16 protein-coding genes are annotated in these 19,446 nt (G+C 62.0%); 10 read left to right on the top strand and 6 right to left on the bottom strand.

The window, feature by feature from the left end:
- The first annotated feature begins 80 nt into the window (after positions 1-80).
- Positions 81-1,229, top strand: coding sequence for an MFS transporter (locus AACW87_RS00185; RefSeq protein ID WP_241326248.1), 1,149 nt, complete (start codon positions 81-83; stop codon positions 1,227-1,229).
- Positions 1,230-1,406: 177 nt separating this feature from the next.
- Here the strand turns inward: AACW87_RS00185 and AACW87_RS00180 are convergent, their stop codons facing one another.
- From AACW87_RS00180 to dinG, 3 genes are all read right to left on the bottom strand, one after another.
- Positions 1,407-2,315, bottom strand: a complete 909-nt coding sequence (locus AACW87_RS00180) for a histone deacetylase family protein (RefSeq protein WP_241326247.1) — start codon at positions 2,313-2,315, stop codon at positions 1,407-1,409.
- Positions 2,316-2,391: 76 nt separating this feature from the next.
- On the bottom strand, positions 2,392-3,051 hold the full coding sequence (locus AACW87_RS00175; RefSeq protein WP_241326246.1) for a YccT family protein: 660 nt from the start codon (positions 3,049-3,051) through the stop codon (positions 2,392-2,394).
- Between the two features lie 174 nt (positions 3,052-3,225).
- Positions 3,226-5,298: an ATP-dependent DNA helicase DinG gene (dinG, locus tag AACW87_RS00170; RefSeq protein WP_043137422.1), complete on the bottom strand. Its 2,073-nt coding sequence runs from the start codon at positions 5,296-5,298 to the stop codon at positions 3,226-3,228.
- 382 nt (positions 5,299-5,680) lie between these two features.
- On the opposite strand from dinG, the gene AACW87_RS00165 reads away from it, so the two are divergent.
- The 3 genes from AACW87_RS00165 (at position 5,681) to AACW87_RS00155 (ending at position 9,281) form a co-directional block, all read left to right on the top strand.
- Complete coding sequence (locus AACW87_RS00165) at positions 5,681-6,757, top strand: porin (RefSeq protein WP_241326245.1); 1,077 nt, start codon at positions 5,681-5,683, stop codon at positions 6,755-6,757.
- A gap of 232 nt (positions 6,758-6,989) precedes the next feature.
- Entirely contained in the window at positions 6,990-7,931 is a 942-nt protein-coding gene (locus AACW87_RS00160) for a hypothetical protein (protein ID WP_241326244.1), read from the top strand.
- Between the two features lie 159 nt (positions 7,932-8,090).
- Positions 8,091-9,281, top strand: coding sequence for an amino acid aminotransferase (locus tag AACW87_RS00155; protein WP_241326243.1), 1,191 nt, complete (start codon positions 8,091-8,093; stop codon positions 9,279-9,281).
- Between the two features lie 188 nt (positions 9,282-9,469).
- Here the strand turns inward: AACW87_RS00155 and AACW87_RS00150 are convergent, their stop codons facing one another.
- The 3 genes from AACW87_RS00150 to AACW87_RS00140 form a co-directional block, all read right to left on the bottom strand.
- Positions 9,470-10,972: a helicase HerA-like domain-containing protein gene (locus AACW87_RS00150; protein ID WP_241326242.1), complete on the bottom strand. Its 1,503-nt coding sequence runs from the start codon at positions 10,970-10,972 to the stop codon at positions 9,470-9,472.
- A gap of 129 nt (positions 10,973-11,101) precedes the next feature.
- Positions 11,102-11,596 carry a DUF2062 domain-containing protein gene (locus AACW87_RS00145; protein ID WP_098983574.1) on the bottom strand — a complete coding sequence of 165 codons (495 nt, stop codon included), beginning with the start codon at positions 11,594-11,596 and terminating at the stop codon, positions 11,102-11,104.
- Entirely contained in the window at positions 11,590-12,108 is a 519-nt protein-coding gene (locus AACW87_RS00140; protein ID WP_241326241.1) for a DUF2062 domain-containing protein, read from the bottom strand. The genes AACW87_RS00145 and AACW87_RS00140 overlap by 7 nt, the downstream gene beginning before the upstream one ends.
- Positions 12,109-12,135: 27 nt before the next feature.
- On the opposite strand from AACW87_RS00140, the gene AACW87_RS00135 reads away from it, so the two are divergent.
- The 6 genes from AACW87_RS00135 to uvrY all read left to right on the top strand — a co-directional run bounded on the left by AACW87_RS00135 (position 12,136) and on the right by uvrY (position 19,348).
- A complete protein-coding gene (locus tag AACW87_RS00135) occupies positions 12,136-14,334 on the top strand; it encodes a DNA internalization-related competence protein ComEC/Rec2 (protein WP_241326240.1) in 2,199 nt (732 codons plus the stop codon).
- A 260-nt stretch (positions 14,335-14,594) separates the two neighbouring features.
- Complete coding sequence (gene msbA / locus AACW87_RS00130) at positions 14,595-16,364, top strand: lipid A ABC transporter ATP-binding protein/permease MsbA (RefSeq protein WP_241326239.1); 1,770 nt, start codon at positions 14,595-14,597, stop codon at positions 16,362-16,364.
- Positions 16,364-17,359 carry a tetraacyldisaccharide 4'-kinase gene (lpxK, locus tag AACW87_RS00125; RefSeq protein WP_241326238.1) on the top strand — a complete coding sequence of 332 codons (996 nt, stop codon included), beginning with the start codon at positions 16,364-16,366 and terminating at the stop codon, positions 17,357-17,359. The genes msbA and lpxK overlap by 1 nt, the downstream gene beginning before the upstream one ends.
- 167 nt (positions 17,360-17,526) lie before the next feature.
- Positions 17,527-17,715, top strand: coding sequence for a Trm112 family protein (locus AACW87_RS00120; protein ID WP_042036532.1), 189 nt, complete (start codon positions 17,527-17,529; stop codon positions 17,713-17,715).
- Entirely contained in the window at positions 17,712-18,491 is a 780-nt protein-coding gene (gene kdsB / locus AACW87_RS00115; protein ID WP_241326237.1) for a 3-deoxy-manno-octulosonate cytidylyltransferase, read from the top strand. The genes AACW87_RS00120 and kdsB overlap by 4 nt, the downstream gene beginning before the upstream one ends.
- 212 nt (positions 18,492-18,703) lie before the next feature.
- Positions 18,704-19,348 (top strand): UvrY/SirA/GacA family response regulator transcription factor, encoded by a 645-nt coding sequence (gene uvrY, locus AACW87_RS00110; RefSeq protein WP_011706579.1) that lies wholly within the window; start codon positions 18,704-18,706, stop codon positions 19,346-19,348.
- Positions 19,349-19,446: the final 98 nt, after the last annotated feature.

The raw sequence follows: 19,446 nt of genomic DNA, 5'->3' as shown, positions 1-19,446 counted from the left end.
GCGCGATTTCAGGCCGATTGACAATGCCGTTGGCGGTGGCATGATGCGCTCGCATTTTGACTCTCCTCACGGTTTTATCCATGACCACATACACCCGCCCAGTGCTGTTGTTGCTCTGCGGCCTGCTGCTGCTGACCCTGGCCATCGCGGTGTTGAACACGCTGGTACCACTCTGGCTTGCCCATGACAATCTGCCGACCTGGCAGGTGGGCATGGTCGGCTCCTCCTATTTCAGCGGCAACCTGTTGGGAACCCTGCTGGCGGGGGCGCTGATCAAGCACTGCGGGTTCAACCGCAGCTACTACCTGGCGTCCGTCCTCTTTGCCGCAGGCTGTGTCGGCTTGGGGCTCACCCTTGGCTTCTGGAGCTGGCTCACCTGGCGATTCATCGCCGGCATTGGCTGCGCCATGATCTGGGTGATAGTGGAGAGCGCGCTGATGTGCAGCGGCAATGCGCGCAATCGCGGACGGCTGCTGGCCGCCTACATGATGGTCTATTACCTGGGAACCGTGCTCGGGCAACTGCTGGTCAGCAAGCTGTCGACCGCGCTGATGGATGTGCTGCCCTGGGTGACCGGTCTGGTATTGGCGGCTATCCTGCCGCTCTTGTTCACCCGCATCGTCAGTGAGCGCAGCGAACAGCAGGGGGCAACCCGGGTCTGGCCTATGCTGCGCCTGCGGCAGGCGCGGCTCGGGGTCGATGGCTGCATCATCTCCGGCATGGTATTGGGGTCGCTGTATGGCTTGATGCCGCTTTATCTGAACCACCGCGGGGTGAGTGATGCCGGCATTGGCTACTGGATGGCGGTGATGGTGAGCGCGGGCATCCTGGGGCAGTGGCCGGTGGGCCGTCTGGCGGATCGGTTCGGGCGCCTGCCGGTGCTGCGGGTGCAGGTGCTGGTGGTGATCCTGGGGTGCGGGGCCATGCTCAGCGGCGTGGCGATGGGCCCGGCGCTGTTTGTGCTGGGCGCCGCCGGTTTTACCCTCTACCCGGTGGCCATGGCATGGGCCTGCGAGAAGGTCGAGCACCATCAGCTGGTGGCGATGAATCAGGCGCTGCTGCTGAGCTACACCATCGGCAGCCTGCTGGGGCCGGCCTGTACCGCACTCTTGATGCAACACTACTCGGATAATCTGCTGTTCATCGTGATCGCTGGTGTGTCGTGCATTTATCTGCTGATGTTGCTGCGCAAGCTGGGTGAACATCCGACGCCGGTGGCCCACGCCTGATGCTGCTCGCGCGTCGATGTGCAGCGCATGACGCGTTCACGGGTTGGCTTTGCTCATGGTGACCTCGGCACGGCGCAGTCGTGCTGCACATTAAAGAAGAGGCGGCCCCGGGGCCGCCTCTTCTTTTACGGGAACCCACTTTTACAGGAACCCAGATTTGGTCAGCAAGCGGACTGTTTATGGAGCGTCTTGACCGAAGCGACGGCGCGCCTCCTCGAACAGAGAGAGGTGCAGCGGGATCAACTGCTGCCAGTCGCGCCGATAACCGCCGCCCGGTACGGCCGCAATGGGCAGTCCGTGCCGGTAGGCGCAGTCAAATACCATGGCATCGCGCTGGCGTACCCCCTTGTCGCTCAAGGAAAGGTAGCCAAGCTCATCGCCCTGGTGCACATCGACCCCGGCCTGATAGAGGATGAAGTCGGGGGCATAGAGCCGCAGCGCCAGGTTGAGCGCCTCTGTCAGCGTGGTGAGATAGGCATCGTCCGCCATGCCGCTTGGCAGGGCAAAGTCCATGTGGGAGGCGGGCTTGTGGCGGGGGAAGTTGTGCTCCCCGTGCAGGGAGAGGGTGATGATGTCGCGCCGGCCCAGGCACAGTGCTGCACTGCCATCCCCTTGATGTACATCGAGATCGACGATCAATACCTGCTCGCAGCGCCCTTCGTCCAGACAAACCTGGGCGGCGATCACCAGATCGTTGAACAGGCAGAAGCCGCTGCCAAAGTTCCGATGGGCATGGTGATAGCCGCCGGAGATCTGCAGGCCGCAACCCTGTTCGAGGGCATGGCGGCTGGCGGCAAGGGTGGCGCCCACCGAGCGCAAGGTGCGTTCAATGAGCATGGGGGACCAGGGAAAACCGAGCTGGCGGATGGCGCCCGTATCGAGGTTGCCGGCGAGGGCAGCATCCACATAGGCGGCATGGTGCACCCTTTTTATCTGCTCAGGGGTGGCGGGTGCGGCTTCTGTCAGCGGATAGCCGAGGTTGCCGAGGCGCTCAAACAGCGCCTGATACTTGGCCAGCGGGAAGCGGTGACACTCGGGCAGGGTCAGGGCGGAGTAGAGAGGATGATAAAAGATGCGCAGTGACATGAAAGCAGGGCCTTGGCGGATATGAAGAAGGGGAGCCAGGCTCCCCTTCTTGCACTAGATGGCATTCAATACGCCATTACTGCTGCTGAATAACCCAGATCTGGAAGGCTTTGCGGGTTTCTGCATCGGCCTTGTTGTACCAGCTCTGCAGCTGGGTCAGGGCTTCCGGGTTGCTCTGAGCCTTGCTCGGGGCAACCTGGACCGGCGCGCTGGCGGCGGCCATGACGGCGGCGCTGGAGACGGCGACAGTGGCCGGCTGGTTGAAGGCCTTGCCTATGCCCAGCAGCTCTTGCTGATAGTCACGGGTCAGCTGGAAGCCTTCGACTTTCGGCAGCACGAACTGTTCGCTGGCGACGACTTGACCGCTGCTCTTGTCTTTCAGGACCACTTTTTGATCCTTGACGAACTGCTTGGCTTCGGTTTCGTTGCGCGGCTTCTTGTAATCCAGCACCAGCTTCTGGTTGTCGGCGGCGGTGAAGTTGATTACCAGCGGCTCGGCGGTCACCAGCTTGATGTCGCTGCGGCTGGAGTAGTTGCCTTCGAAGGCGACGACCAGCTGATGCTCACCCGCCTTGATGGGGAAGGTGCTGGTCTTGTCGAGCAGCTTGGGATTGGTGGACTGGCCATCGATCAGCTGAACGATATAGGGGTTGGTGACTTCCAATTGGGCATCGGCCAGGGCACTACCTGCCCACAACAGACCAGCCAGGGCCGGCACCAGAACAGTCAGTTTCATTTCATCTCCTTGAACAGTCAGGCGAGTGCCCACTGAAAAACAGGGGCTCATTTTTACAGGTTTGCCCAAGGGCAGCAATAGGCGTTTATGACGCCATGGATTGGCCCGGCTGCCCATCTTTCTATCAAAAGGGGTATGTGCCAGTCGGACCTGCTCCCACCGGGTGTCAGGACCCTATTCAATCCGGCGGCTGAACGGTGGCAGCGCATCGAGCAGCCCCTTGCCGTAGCGCTTGGTCAGCAGGCGCCGGTCGAGTATGGTGACCCGGCCCCTGTCCGCCTCCTTGCGAATGAGGCGGCCGCAGGCCTGAATCAGCTTGCGGGAGGCCTCCGGCACCGTCAGCTGCAGGAAGGGGTTGCCGCCCCGTTTCTCGACCCACTCGGCGGTGGCTTCTTCCACCGGCGAGTTGGGCACCGCAAAGGGCAGCTTGGTGATCACCAGGTTGGTGAGGTAGTGGCCGGGCAGGTCCAGCCCCTCCGAGAAGCTGCCGGTGCCAAACAGTATGCTGGCCTGGCCGCCGTCGCACTTTTGCTTGTGCAGGGTGAGCAGGGCATTGCGGGAGGCTTCTCCCTGTACCAGCAAGGAGAGCCCCTTGGCTCTCAGCCCCACCGCCACCTCGTTCATCTGCCGGTAGGAGGAGAAGAGCACCAGGCTCGCCTCCTTGCCGGCCAGCAGGCGGGGCAGGGCGCTGATGAGCTCCTGGGTGAAGGCGGGGGAGCTGGGTTCATGCTCCATCCTGGGCAGATAGAGCTCGGCTTTCTGGTAATCAAACGGGGATCGCAGACGCAGATAACGGGTGCCGTCGTGCTCTTTCAGCCCTACCTGATGGCGAAAATAGCTGAATGAAGAGAGGGCAGTGAGGGTGGCCGACACCAGCACTGCGCCCAGACAGCGGGACCAGAGCCACTCCTCCAGCAGATAGCCCACTTCGATGGGGGAGGCGTGCAACCAGATGTCGCCGTCATCGCTCTTGGCCATCCAGCGGGCGAGCGGTGTCTTGCCCTCGGGCACATGGCGCCCCAGCATCTCCCACAGGGCGCAGAAACTCTCCAGCCGCTGCAGGTGAAAACCGGTTTCCGCCAGCAGGGGCTCGGCCTCCTTGCGCCGGATCTCGCCATCCTTCAACGCCTCGCCGATGGCGCCCTGCATCCGGTCCAGTGCCCGCAGCGCCTTCTTGCTCGCCTCCTTCAGGTTTTCCGCCAGCATGGGCAGGGGATCTGGCAGCACACCTTCGGTGAATCGATAGTGTGCCTCGCCATTGAACAGCCGGTCGTTGGCGCCGAGCCACTGCTCCAGGGCCTTCAGATCCGGTTGCAGGGAGGCCAGCGCATCCTGCAGCTTCAACTGGGGGTCGAGCAAGCTGTCCTTGTTCAGCGTCCTGGCCAGCTTGCCGGCACTCTGTACCAGCTTCTCCAGCCAGCGACGAGAGCCCTTGACGCTGGCCGAGGCGGCGCCGTGATCCCGGGCTATGGTGGGCAGGTGATGGGCCTCGTCCAGCACATAGAGGCACTCGTCGGGGGGCGGCAATATGATGCCCCCGCCCATGGTGAGATCGGAGAGCAGCAGGGCATGGTTCACCACCAGCACATCGGCGGCATCCATGTCGTTGCGGGCGCGGTGGAAGGGACAGTGCTGATGATGGCTCAGCGCCTTGTTGCAGGTGTGGCGGTCGGCGGCGATGCGATCCCAGCACAGGTCCGGGATGGGCTTGGGCCAGTTGTCCCGGTCGCCATCCCATTTCCCGTCCGTGTAGGCCTGCCACAGCGCCTGATAGCGCTCTTTGTCAGAATCTGACGGCTTGTGCTTGCTTAAGCTACCGAAATCGAGCTCGAAGTTGGCCATCTCGGTGCCGCTTGCCGCTTGTTCAAGCAGATGTTCGCAGCAGTAGCGCTGGCGCCCCTTGACCAGCATGAAACGAAACGGCAGCTCGCTGTGACGGTGATAAAAGGGCAGGTCCTTGTGGATCAGCTGCTCCTGCAATGCGACGGTTGCGGTGGAGATCACCAGCTTCTTCTGGGTCAGGCGTGCCACCGGGATGGCACCCTGGGCATAGGAGAGGGATTTGCCGATGCCGGTACCGGCTTCGGCCACCAGGATGCGACGCTGCTTGTCATACTCCCCCGTCAGGGTCTTGGCTATCTCCGCCACCAGAAAGTTCTGCTCTTTGCGTGGCACAAAACCGGGTAAACCATCGGCGATTTGGCGATAGGTATTGCGAATGGCGGCTTTGAGGCGGGTAGACAGCATGAAAGAAAAGACCGTTGCGGGGGGTGAAGAAGGACAGGATACCCGTAACTGCCAACCTGGGTCGAGGCATGGTGCAACGCACAGATCAGACCTCTTCTTCTATTTATAAGGCGGGCCCTCGTTACTGTGCGATAAATCACCAGCATGGGCCGCTAAAGCCAGCCATTATCGCTGTAAACGTTTTCCCAAGAGGTGCAAACAATGTGGGATTCAGGTCACAAATTTTCCGCTATGACTATGCTTTTCGTAAAAAGTTCCAAGTTTTTTCATTGCGGATTGGAAAACCCGGTGCTAGTCTCGGGCCCCATAGTGATGCAAAGAACATCGCTAACACAGGGAATAACAACAACTTAGTGTTTAATTACAGTAGGCATTGGAAACTATGAAAAAGACAATTCTGGCTATTGCTATCCCGGCTCTGTTTGCATCCGCCGCTAACGCTGCAGTGATCTATGACAAAGACGGTACCACTTTTGACGTATACGGCCGTGTTCAGGCTAACTACTACGGTGACACCAACGAAGCTGATTCTACCGCTGTTTCTGGTTACAAAGATGTTGATGGTGAGCTGAAAGGTTCCTCCCGTCTGGGTTGGTCCGGTAAAGTTGCGCTGAACAACACCTGGTCCGGTATCGCCAAGACCGAGTGGCAAGTTGCCTCCGAAAACTCCAATAACGAAAGCGACAAGAATGGTGACTCCTTCAAGGCTCGTCACATCTACGTTGGTTTCGATGGTACCCAGTACGGCAAAATCATCTTCGGTCAGACCGATACCGCCTTCTACGACGTGCTGGAACCGACCGATATCTTCAACGAGTGGGGCAGCGAAGGTAACTTCTATGACGGTCGTCAAGAAGGCCAGGTCATCTACTCCAACGCCATCGGCGGCTTCAAGGGCAAAGTGTCCTATCAGACCAATGATGACAAGGCTGTGTCAGTGACAGACGTTGCTGGTGGCGTGAAGACTACCGTCTTCCCGGACGTGAAGCGTAAATATGCTTACGCCGCTGCTGTCGGTTATGATTTCGACTTCGGCCTTGGCTTCAACGGTGGTTACGCTTACTCCGACCTGGAAGGCAAAACCACAGACGCTACCGGCAAGAAATCCGAGTGGGCGCTGGGTGCACACTACGCCATCAACGGCTTCAACTTCGCCGGTGTCTACACCCAAGCTGATGTGAAGAACGACACCACTGGCTACAAAGATGAAGGCCGTGGTTACGAGCTGGCTGCTACCTACAACGTTGATGCCTGGACTTTCCTGGCTGGCTACAACTTCAAAGAAGGCAAAAAGAATGCCAACCTGAGCGGTTCTTCCTACGAAGACCTGATGGATGCCACTCTGCTGGGCGTGCAGTACAGCTTCACTTCCAAGCTGAAAGCCTACACCGAATACAAGATCAACGGTGTTAGCGGCAAGGATGACGACTTCACTGTCGCCCTGCAATACAACTTCTAATCTAGCCCCTGCGCTGATTTAGTTGATAAACGGCCAAGCTTGCTTGGCCGTTTTGTTTTATCTGTTGCCAGTCATTTTATTGCCCGCTTTCGTCCGCGTTAATCACTTCCCCTTGACCTCTTTGGCCTGCGCCAGCTCACGTTGTCTCTTTTTTGTCCTTGGCTCCCGGCCGCTGAATCGCTAGATTATTCAACTCGTTGAAGGACGCTCGACAAACAGGGAAGGACGACGCTTGATTGACTTCAGTCACCCGCAATGGCGGGAACTGGCCCGCCAGCTACTGGATCACTCCCCCCTGGTGATCCGGGCTCGCCAGTATCTGCCGCTGGTAGGCCTGCTCAAGGACAACCAGTTGCTGCTCGCCCTTGGCAATCACAGCTATGAACTGACCCCGGCCGGGCGGCGCTATCTGACTCGCGAGTTGACGCTGGCCGAAATTGTCACTGCGCCGCCGACCCCCGAGGAGTGGCTGCAGGCCCATGGCTGGCAGCTTGGTGAGCGAGTCAATGAGCGAGTACTGGCGGCGCTCTATCGCAAACCGGAGGCAACCTTCAGCCCCAACGAGCAGATCGATTTCGAGGACAAGGGCATTCGGCTCTGCGCCGATCAGCTGCTGCGCTTGCGTGCGCCGCAACCCTTCAGCCTGTTTTTCAGCGGCGGAACCCTGCTCGATGCGGCCCCCTGGTTGCAGGCACTGGGGGAGTTGGCCTTGCCTGAGCGTACCCTGGCCGGGCTTGGCAAGATCCTGTGGGGAGAGGGGAATATCGAGCGGGTGATCACCACCGACAGCGTCGGTGCCTTTGCCGAGCTGGCGCTCTGTGCCGGCTCCCTGCTGGTATGGGCCCCCACGACGGCGCAAGTCGCCTGGCAACAGGTCGTGGCCGCTCTGCCGCCCAATGTACAGTGGAGCCACCTCACCTCACTCGATCCCGCCGGTGTGGATCGGACACTGGCGCTGGCCCAGCGGCTGGGCCGTCCGGCCAGCTGGTGGCTGCCAACCGCCTTCTCCCCCATAGTGTCGGCCTATGCCCAGCCGTTGGGTGATGGCCGCCCCTGGGAACCGAGCCGGATCCCCAAGCCATTGTTAGCAGTTTGTAGCGGTTTGGTTGAGTCCAATGGTGGCTTGTCCGCCGAGGTGTGCGCGCTGGCGCCAGAGTGGCATGCGGTCGGTTGATATTGCCGCAGATGTCGTTGAGAAAGCGGTTTTCCCCCATTGAGCGCGATGATATAAAGAGTTGACGAAGCGCTCGCCAAACGGGCGCTTTCGTGTGTCACAGACGGTTTGCCGACACGCTTTGCCACCCAACGAACTCAACGGAATACAGGGAATACCATGTTTGAAAAGGTTGTTGCCGCCCCAGCGGATCCGATCCTGGGCCTGACCGAAGCCTTCCGCGCTGACTCTCGCAGCCACAAGATCAATCTGGGGGTCGGGATCTACAAGGATGAGACCGGTGCCACCCCTATCCTTCACTGCGTCAAGAAAGCCGAGCAGAAGCTGCTCACCGACGAGAAGACCAAGAATTACCTCGGTATCGAAGGCAATATCGAATACGGCCGCATAGTGCAGCAACTGCTGTTCGGACAGGCGTCCGCCTTGATCGCCAGCGGCCGTGCCAAGACAGCCCAGGCGCCGGGCGGTACCGGTGCCCTGCGCATCGCCGCCGAGTTCGTGGTGCGCAACGGGCTGGCCAAGACCATCTGGATTTCCGATCCCACCTGGGCCAACCACGTCAGCGTGTTCCAGGCCGCCGGTTTGACCGTCAAGTGGTACAAGTACTACGACGCCGCCACCAAGGGGCTCGACTTTGCCGCCATGCAGGCGTCGCTCAGTGACGTACAGGCCGGTGAGCTGGTGTTGCTGCACGGCTGCTGCCACAACCCGACCGGTATCGATCCGACGACCGAGCAGTGGCGCGCCCTGGCCAAGCAGAGTGCCGCCGCCGGCTGGCTGCCGCTGTTTGACTTTGCCTATCAGGGTTTCGCCCGTGGTATCGAAGAGGATGCCGAGGGTCTGCGCATCTTCGCCGAGTGTCACGACGAGCTGTTGGTGGCGAGCTCTTTTTCCAAGAACTTCGGCCTCTACAACGAGCGGGTCGGCGCCTTCACCCTGGTCAGCGCGACCAAGGCGATCGCCGACGTGGCCTTCACCCAGGTCAAGACCGTCATCCGTGCCAACTACTCCAACCCGCCGTCACACGGCGCTGCCGTGGTGACCACCATCGTCAGTGACCCGGCCCTCTATGCCGAGTGGGTGGAAGAGGTGGCGGCCATGCGGGTGCGCATTCGCGAGATGCGTGAGCTGCTGGTGGAGAGGTTGGCTGTCCTCGGTGTGAGCCAGGACTTCAGCTTCATCCGCGAGCAGAACGGCATGTTCTCCTTCTCCGGTCTCTCCAAGGATCAGGTTGAGCGCCTCAAGAGCGAGTTTGCCATCTACATCGTCGGTTCAGGCAGGATCAGCGTGGCCGGGATCACCCGTGCCAACATAGATCCCCTGTGCGACGCCATCGCCAAGGTGCTGTAACAGAGGCGAGCAGGCTGCACTTGACATCACCCGCGTCAGATAGCATCGATCCTCTGTGTGACGCTATCGCCAAGGTGCTGTGATGCTCCAGCCGTGATGGCTGAGTGTTTGCGTAGGTGATGTTGCCTGAGCAGTAAAAAGCCCGCCGGGTCTCCCCGGCGGGCTTTTTCGTTCCTGCTGTTTTCACCTCAGCGGCGTCGCTTGTTGCCCCCCAGCAGGGAGCCGAGTACCCCGCGTACCAGCTGGCGCCCCACCTCACTGCCTATGGTGCGGGCCACGCTCCTGGCGGCGGTCTGCACCACGCCGTCGTGCTGGCCACCGCGCGGGCCTGTGCGGCCAAACAGGATGCCATTGAGGGCATCGAGCAGACCGCCTTCGGCGTCGGTCTTGGTTTCGCCATCCGCTGTGGCGGCAGCCTTGCCGCCATTGAGCCGCTCGAAGGCGGAATCCCGGTCCTCGGTCTTTTCATATCTGCCGTACAGCAGGGAGCCCCGGATCAGGGCCAGCCGCTCGGCCTCGCTCAAGGGCCCGATACGGCTGGCTGGCGGTGCTATAAAGGCGCGCTCCACCACGTTCGGGCGCCCCTTCTCATCGAGCAATGAGACCAGGGCCTCGCCCACCCCCAGTTCGGTAATGGCGCCGGCGGCATCGAAGGCCGGGTTGGCGCGCAGTGTGTTGGCGGCGATCCGCACCGCTTTTTGATCGCTCGGGGTGAAGGCGCGCAGCGCGTGCTGCACCCGGTTGCCGAGCTGCCCCAGCACGCTGTCGGGAATATCGGCCGGGCTCTGGGTCACGAAGTAGACGCCGACCCCTTTCGAGCGGATGAGACGCACCACCAGCTCTATCTTCTCCAGCAGCGCCCTGGGGGCATCGTTGAACAACAGATGAGCCTCGTCGAAGAAGAACACCAGCACCGGCTTGTCCGGGTCGCCCACCTCGGGCAGTTGCTCGAAAAGCTCCGACAACAGCCAGAGCAGGAAGCAGGCATAGAGCTGGCTGGACTGGGTCAGCTTGCTCGCCGCCAGCACATTGATGTGGCCGTGACCGGCTTCGTCGGTCTGCAACAGATCCTGAATATCCAGCATGGGCTCGCCGAAGAAGTGATCGCCCCCCGCGCTCTCCAGGGTGAGCAGGTTGCGCAGTATGGCGCCGATGGAGGCGGTTGACACATTGCCATAGCGGGTGGTCAGGGATTTGGCATTTGCCCCGGCAAACTGCACCATGGCGCGCAGATCTTTGAGGTCGAGCAGCAGCAGGCCCTCGTCGTCCGCCACCTTGAACACCAGCTCCAGCACCCCGCTCTGGGTGTCGTTGAGGCCGAGCAGCCGGGCCAGCAACAGGGGGCCCATGTCGGAGACGGTGGCCCGCACCGGGTGCCCCTGCTCGGCAAACAGATCCCAGAACAGGGCGGGACTGGCGGCAAAGACGGGAGCCGGCATGGCAAGCTGGGCCAGACGGGCATCCAGCTTGCTGGATGGGGTGCCGGCGGCGCCCAGTCCACTCAAGTCCCCCTTCACATCCGCCAGAAAAACCGGTACCCCGAGGCGGGAGAAGCCCTCTGCCAGCACCTGTAGGGTGACGGTTTTGCCCGTGCCTGTGGCGCCCGTGATGAGGCCGTGGCGATTGGCCATGGCGGGCAGCAGGGAGAGGGGTTGGCCATTGGCATAGGCCAGCGTCAGCGGTTCTGTCATGGTGGGCTCCTTGTCCTGGCAGGTGGCGCGCAGCAGTTAGCTACAAGGAGTGTGGCGGCAGAGCCAAATGATGGCAAGAGAGGGGGAAATCACCTTGTCAGAACAAGGGTTGTCCTGACAAGGGGCCGGTCAGCGTGCGCGCGCCAGCTTGGCCAGTTGCAGCAGCAGCAGGGTGAGGAGGCCACCGCAGGCGGCGGTCAGCACCGCCAGCAAGAGGCTGCCGAGCAGGAAGGGAGGCACCAGGGTAGCTGCCTCCTGTTCCAGCCAGTGCAGGGACCAGGTGAGATGAAACGGCTCCGGCGTTTTGTGCAGCACCAGACAGCCGGTGCGGTAGGCATAGAGATACATGAAGGGGAGCGTCACCGGGTTGTTGAACCAGACCGCCAGCAGGGCCAGCGGCAGGTTGAGGCTGAAGGCCAGCGCCAGCGCGACGGCGATCAGCGAATGCATGGGGACCGGGATCCAGCAGGCGAAGAGGCCGGCTGCCACGGCGCCGCTCAGGGCCCGTGCTCCCCCCTGCCAGAGTGCGGGTGCCAGCAGACGTTCACCAAACAGGGCGAACCACTTCTGTTGGCGCAAGGTGTCCGGATCTATCTTGAAACGGGCAAACCAGCGGCTCAGCATGCCCGCGCCTCCTTGCGCTTTTGCCACTGGCGTACCGTGCTGATGCGCCAGAAGGTGCGGATCAGGGCATAGCCGATCAGCGAGCTCAGCAGGGCGAGCACCAGGGAGCCCAGTAGCAGGGGCGGGGCCAGCGTCTCGAATACCGACACCAGCCAGGCCCAGGTGAACTCGATGTCGATGTGCTGGGAAGGTTGCCCAAGCAGCTGGCAGCCGGTCAGGTAGGCGCCGTAAAACAGGGGCGGCATGGTAAAGGGGTTGGAGAGCCAGACCAGGGCGACCGAGAGGGGCAGATTGACCCGACAGGCGATGGCGCCACCGGCCGCCAGCAGCATCTGGCAGGGGAGGGGGATCCAGGCCATGAAGAGGCCGACCGCGAACGCGCCGGCGGCGGAGCGCCGGTTGAGATGCCACAGATTGGCATCGAGCCGCAGCTTGCCGAACAGCCGCAAGTGCTTGTGTTCCTTGAGTCTCTCTTGATCAGGCATCCAGCGTTTTATGAGTCGTTTGGGCATATTGAAACCTTGCTAAATACTTGCACCATGGATCTGCGCTTGTTGTCGTTTGCCCTGGGGGCAAGCTCCTCGCTACTCTGGCCATGGTTACCTTCATGGGAATGGGGGGGCCTGATGCTGCTGATCGCGTTCCCCCTCGCCTGTTGTCGCTGCTGGCGTCTGCTGTTTCTGCTGCTCGGCATCCTCTGGATGCAGGCCAGTCTGCAGTACCGGCTCGCCTGGCTGGATCAGCTGGAGGCACAGGCGAGCCACATCATAACCGCACGCTTGCAAAGTGCAGAGCCCGAGGGCGATAAATTTGTCCGGCTGCTGCTGCAGGTGGCGTCCCTCGATGGTCAGGCGCTGACCCCGGCACCGCTGGTGCGGATCAATGCCTACCAGACCCTGCCCGCTCTGCCGGCGGGCAGCCAGGTGACGCTGGTGGTCTCTCTCAAACCGGCCCATGGGCTGGCCAACGAGGCGGGCATGGATGGACGGCGCCTGTTGCTGGGCAAGGGCATCACAGCCACCGGCAACCTGCGCCGCATCATAAAGACGCAGGCCGCCGCGCCGGGCTGGCGGGATCGCTGGCTGGATGAGGCCGCCGCCAGCTGGCAGGGGCTGACCCATGCTCCCCTGTTGTCGGCACTCACCTTTGGCGAGCAGAGCGGCATCACGGATGAGCAGTGGACGCTGTTTCGCGGCAGCGGGCTGACCCATATCATCGCCATCTCGGGTCAGCACATAGCGCTGGTGGCCGTGCTGGGCTGGTGGCTCGGGCGGTTGTTCGGGCTGCGCGGGGCCATACTGGTCGCCCTGCTGTTTGCCGCCGTCTACAGCTGGCTGGCAGGGTTTGCGGTGGCCACAGAGCGGGCGCTCATCATGGTGCTGGTGTGGAGCCTGCTGCGCTGGCGCCGGCGCGAGTGGCCTGCTTATCGCATCTGGCTGTGGGCCTTCGTAGCGCTGGTGTTGTGGGATCCCTTCGCCCTCTACTCGGCCGGCTTCTGGCTCTCGTTTCTGGCGGTGGCCCTGCTGCTGGCGGCGGGTTATCTGGAGGCCAAACCCGGTCTGGTGCGGCTGCAGGGCTTGCTGCTGCTCGGCTTGCTGCCGCTGCAACTGGCCTTGTTCGAGGGCATAGCACCGCTGGCGCTGCTGCTCAATCTGCTGGCGTTGCCGCTGTTTTGCATCGGGATCATTCCGCTGGCGCTGATCGGCGTCCTGCTGGCGCCGCTCTGGGGCTGGCTGGCCCACGGTTTGTTCTGGCTGGCGGATCTGGGGTTGCAGTGGGTGTTGTGGGGGCTGACGCAGCTGGCCAGCCAGTGGCAGCTCTGGTGGCCCGTGCCGGGCTGGGTGGTGCCGGTCAGCGCAGTGCTGACCCTGCTCTGGTGCGCCTGGCACGTGCCGGGGGCTCGCCCGCTATGTATGCCCGTGGTCGCGGCCCTCTTGCTTGCCGCCTGGCCCACACCAACGAGCTGGCAAGTGAGGGTGCTGGATGTGGGACAGGGTTTGTCCGTGCTGATCACCCGAGGGGAGCGTGGCATCCTCTACGATACCGGCGATCGTTATCCCGGCGGCTACAACATGGCGGATGCCGCCATCCTGCCGCTGCTCAACCGGCTCGATGTGCAGGTGCTGGATTATCTCGTCATCAGCCATAAGGACAGGGATCACGCCGGCAATCGCCGGGCCATATTGCGGGCGCTGCCGGTGCGCCATGAGCTCTCCTCGTTTGCGTTTGGCAAGCTCACCACCCTGTGCCGGCGTGGCCAGCGCTGGCGCTGGCAGGGGCTCGACTTTGCCGTGCTCTGGCCCGAACAACCTGGGCGCGGCCACAACAACGACGGCTGCGTGCTGCAGATAAGCGACGGCAACCGGCGCATTCTGCTCAGCGCGGACATAGAGCAGGAGACGGAGCGCCGTCTGCTGGCGCTGGATCGGGGCGAGTTGGCCAGCACCCTGCTGGTGAGCCCTCATCATGGCAGTCGCACCTCGTCCACCCCGGCTTTCGTCGCGGCCGTGAATGCCCGGTATGTGGTGCACAGCGCGGGATTTATTAATCAGTGGGGCTTTCCCCGTCCCGAGGTGGTGGCCCGCTATCGGCAGGCCAGCCAGTGGGTCACCGGGCTGGATGGCGCCATCCTGATTGAACCCCAGGCTGACGGGTTCGGCATCCGTACCGAGCGCGACCATGGCCCCTGGTATCGCCGGGGCGGCGCCTGGTGGCGTCCTGCGGGCTGGCCCAGATGACCTTCTGCCATTTCCCGCCAGGATCCGCTGTGGCGAGGGGCCGCCGGCCCGGAGCCGGCCAGGAAATAATCCATCATCTCCCTCTAGCGAGGGGCGGATGTTGGCTATCAAGATGGCGGTGCCTGGTGGATGCGCAGGCGTTGGCTTGGGCATTAATCCGTCATTTCCGGTGCGGACTCTGGCTATCAAGATGGCGGCGCTTGGTGGATGCGCAAGCTTTGGCTAGAATACCCCGTCATTTCCCTTATTAACGGCTATTCATGCAACAAGAAACCTCACAAGACAGCTGGCCCGTCTTCAAGCGTCTGCTCGGTTATGTCCGGGATCGCAAGCTGGGTCTGGTCGGCGGCATCATAGGGATGCTGGGCTATGCCGCCGTGGATACCACCTTCGTCTACTCCATCAAGCCACTGATCGATCAGGGCCTCAATGGCAATGACAGCGGCGTGCTGAAATGGATGCCTTTCTTCGTACTCGGCATCGTTGCCCTGCGTGGCTGCGCCACCTTCCTCTCCAACTATTGCATGGCCTGGGTCGGCAACCATGTGGTGATGCGGCTGCAACAGCAGGTGTTCAGCCACCTGATGGCCATGCCCATGAGCTTCTTCGACCGCCAGAACACCGGCAACCTGCTGGCCAAGGTGACCTATGACGCCGGTCAGGTCTCCTCTGCAGCCAGCTCCACCCTGGTCTCGCTGGTGCGGGAAGGGGCGACCGTGGTCGGTCTGCTCGGCCTGATGTTCTGGCACTCCTGGCAGTTGTCGGTGATCTTCCTGGTGGTGGGCCCTGTGGTGGGCATACTGATTGGCCTCATCAGCCGTCGTTTTCGCAAGATCAGCCGCCACATCCAGCAGGCGGTGGGCGACATCACCACCTCGACCGAGCAGATGCTCAAGGGTCATAAAGAGGTGCTGATGTTCGGTGGCCAGCAGGTCGAAGAGAAACGCTTCTTCCGCGTCAGCAACCACATGCGCCAGCAGACCATGAAGATGGTCGCCGCCGATGCCATCGGCAGCCCCATAGTGCAGATGGTGGCCTCGGTCGCCCTGGCCGTGTTCCTCTACGTGGCCACCATAGACTCGGTCAAGGCGACCCTGACCGCCGGTACCTTCACCGTCATGGTCACCTCCATGATGATGCTGCTCAAGCCGCTCAAGAGCCTGACCGACGTCAACAACCAGTTCCAGCGCGGCATCACCGCCTGTCAGAGCCTGTTCGGTCTGCTCGATTCCACCCCGGAAGAGGACACAGGTACCCGTACTCTGGATCGCGCCCGTGGCGAAATCGAGTTTCGCAACGTCACCTTCACCTACCCGACCAAGGACACCCCTGCGCTGCACAATGTCAGCTTCAAGGTGGAAGCGGGTAAATCCGTGGCCCTGGTGGGGCGCTCCGGCTCAGGCAAGAGCACCATCGCCAGCCTGCTGACCCGTTTCTACGACGTGGAGCAGGGCGAGATCCTGCTGGATGGCGTCAATATTCGCGAGTATCGCCTGAGCGAGCTGCGCAAGCAGTACGCCCTGGTCTCCCAGCACGTGCACCTGTTCAACGACACTGTCGCCAGCAACATCGCCTATGCGGCGGAAGAGAAATACAGCCAGGAAGAGATCCAGCAGGCGGCCCGCATCGCCCATGCCGACGAGTTCGTCAGCAAGATGACTCAGGGGTACGATACCGTGGTCGGCGAAAACGGGGCTTCACTGTCCGGTGGCCAGCGCCAGCGTATCGCCATCGCCCGCGCTCTGCTGCGCGATGCCCCCGTGTTGCTGCTGGATGAGGCGACCTCGGCGCTCGATACCGAGTCCGAGCGTCACATCCAGGCTGCCATCGACGAGCTGTGCAAGGCGCGCACTTCGCTGGTGATCGCCCACCGCCTCTCCACCATAGAGAAGGCGGACGAGATCCTGGTGATCGACGAGGGTCATATCGTCGAACGCGGCAACCACGAAGCCTTGATGGCCAATCAGGGCACCTATGCCCAGTTGCGCGCCATCCAGTTCGGCAACGTAGCTGCGGGTAACAAGGGCTAATGCTGCAGCAACTCTGGTATGGGCAGAGCCGCTGGCGCTGGTTGCTGGCACCCTTTGCCCTGCTGTTTGCCATCATCAGCGGCGCTCGTCGCGTCGTCTATCGACGCGGCTGGTTCAGGGCCTATCGGGCCAGCCTGCCGGTGATAGTGGTGGGCAATATTTCGGTGGGCGGCAACGGCAAGACCCCGGTCGTGGTCTGGCTGGTGGAACAGCTGCAAGCCCGTGGGTTCAGGCCCGGAGTGGTGAGTCGCGGCTATGGCGGCAAGGCGCCCCATTATCCCTACCTGCTCGATGCCAATAGCAGCACGGCGCAGGCGGGTGACGAACCTGTGCTCATCGCCCGTCGCTGCGGCTGCCCCGTGGTGGTCGCCCCGAAACGGGCCGATGCGGTGCGTCTGCTGGAGCAAGGTGGCGAGGTGGACATCATCATCACAGACGACGGTCTGCAGCACTATGGGCTGGCCCGCGACATCGAACTGGTGGTGGTGGACGGAGTGCGTCGTTTTGGCAACGCCTGCCTGCTGCCCATGGGGCCGCTGCGCGAGCCCGTGACCCGGCTCAAGCGGGTGGATGCCATCATCTGCAACGGCGGCACGCCAGCCCGAGGGGAGTACCCCATGGCGCTGGTGGCCGATGCACCGCGCCGGGTGCGCGATGACGAGCCCGCCGGCGAGCCCTTGCCCCGCAGCGTGGATGCCCTGGCCGGCATAGGCCATCCCCCCCGTTTCTTCGCCACCCTGACCAGCCTCGGTTATGAGCTGCAGCAGAGCGTCGGTTATGCGGATCATCAGGCGTTTGAGCGGGATGAACTGCTCGCCCGCTTCGGCGAACGGCCGCTGCTGATGACCGAAAAAGACGCGGTCAAGTGTCGGGGGTTTGCGCCGGATAACTGGTGGTATCTGCCGGTCAGTGCCGAGTTGCCTGCTTCCTTGCTCGACAGCCTGTTGCAGAAATTGCATCCGGCAAAGGCGCCCGCTTCCGACACTGAACACTGAAGAATGGCATGCCGGCTGGTCCGGCATCCTGGCCCGCTCGATAGAGTAGAAGGAGCCGCGATTTGGCTCCGGGTTTTAGAATATCAATGGCTCGACATCATAGCGTGCCCGGCATTTTGGCCCGCTCGAGATAGTCGCTTGCTCGACATCGTTGAAGGAGTTTCGTTTTGGCACTGGATATCAAATTGCTCGACATCATCGCCTGCCCGGTTTGCAAGGGGAAGCTGCACTACAACAAGGCCGTACACGAGCTGGTCTGCCGTTTCGACAAGCTGGCCTATCCGCTGGAGGAGGGGATCCCTGTGCTGCTGGAGAACCGCGCCCGTCACCTCAATAGCGACGAGATGCCGTCATGAGTTTCGTGGTGATCATTCCTGCCCGCTACGCCTCCACCCGCTTGCCGGGCAAGCCGCTGGCGGACATCCATGGCAAGCCCATGGTGCAGCACGTGGTGGAAAAGGCCCTGCAATCCGGCGCGGATCGGGTGATCGTCGCCACCGATGACGAGCGGGTACGCAGCGCGCTGGCCTCCTGTGCCGCGCTCGCGGGCTTTGAGGTGTGCATGACCTCGCAGGATCACCAGTCCGGCACCGAGCGTCTGGCGGAAGTGTGCCGTCACTACGGCTTTGCCAGCGATACCATCATCGTCAATGTGCAGGGGGATGAGCCGCTCATTCCGCCCGCCATCATACGTCAGGTGGCCGACAATCTGGCCGCGGCGACGGCGCCCATGGCCACCCTCTCAGTGCCCATTGTGGATGCGGAGGAGGCGTTCAACCCGAACGCGGTCAAGGTGGTGACCGACAAGGATGGCTACGCCCTCTACTTCAGTCGCGCTTGCATTCCCTGGGACAGGGATCGCTTTGCTGCCAGTGATCGCGCTGCTGGGAGCCACGAGCAGATTGGCGATCACTACCAGCGTCACATCGGCATCTACGCCTATCGCGCCGGTTTCATCCAGCGTTACGTGGACTGGGCGCCGAGCGTGCTGGAGCAGGTCGAGGCCCTGGAGCAGCTGCGGGTGCTCTGGTACGGGGAGAAGATCCACGTGGCCCAGGCGCTGCAAGCGCCGCCGGTCGGGGTGGATACCCAGGCCGATCTGGACAAGGTGCGTGCGCTGCTGGCGAACTGATGCCAGCACCACCGACATGACTCTGAACGGTGCCTGCGGGCGCCGTTTTTTGTGTTGAATCCTTGCATAATTATTTGATTACAAACGTCATTTATGAGCACTTTCAAACTTTTCCCGCCCATGGTTTGCCAAACCAGCGAGTTTGGTTATGATGCAAGACGCCGTGTTAACCCTAACTGGCATATAACGAGATAAAAAAACGGGGTGTTTGGGTGATAAATGTATTCCTGGTCGATGATCATGAGTTGGTGCGTACAGGGATAAGACGCATTTTGGAAGATGTCCGCGGGATCAAGGTGGTGGGCGAGGCGCAGAGCGGGGAAACCGCAGTCACTTTCTGTCGTCAGCACCATCCAGACGTGATCCTGATGGACATGAACATGCCGGGCATCGGCGGCCTGGAGGCGACCCGCAAGATACTGCGGATCCGGCCCGATGTGCGCATCATAGTGCTGACCATTCATTCAGAAAATCCGTTCCCCACCAAGGTGATGCAGGCGGGCGCCGCCGGTTATCTCACCAAGGGCGCCGCCCCGGACGAGATGATCCACGCCATTCGCCTGGTGCACTCGGGCCAGCGTTACATCTCCCCCGAGATCGCCCAGCAGATGGCGCTCAGCCAGTTTGCGTCGGCGGATGAAAATCCCTTCAAGTCCCTCTCCGAGCGCGAGTTGCAGATCATGATGATGATCACCAAGGGGCAGAAGGTGACCGACATCTCCGAGCAGTTGAACCTGAGCCCGAAGACGGTCAACAGCTACCGTTACCGCCTGTTCAGCAAGCTCAACATCAACGGCGATGTGGAGCTGACCCATCTGGCCATTCGCTATGGCATGCTGGACGCCGACACCCTGTAAGCGGGTGGCGGGCAGTCAAAAAGGCGGCGGGTGCCGCCTTTTTGCATTTCGCCGGCCTGGCGCAGTATGCTCTCCCCGTTGATGCCGACTTCTATCGT

This window comes from Aeromonas sp. MR7, from assembly GCF_963899385.1.
GTDB lineage: Bacteria > Pseudomonadota > Gammaproteobacteria > Enterobacterales > Aeromonadaceae > Aeromonas > Aeromonas bestiarum.
The sequence above is the reverse complement of the archived record's forward strand: the minus strand, read 5'-3'. Positions and strand labels throughout refer to the sequence as shown.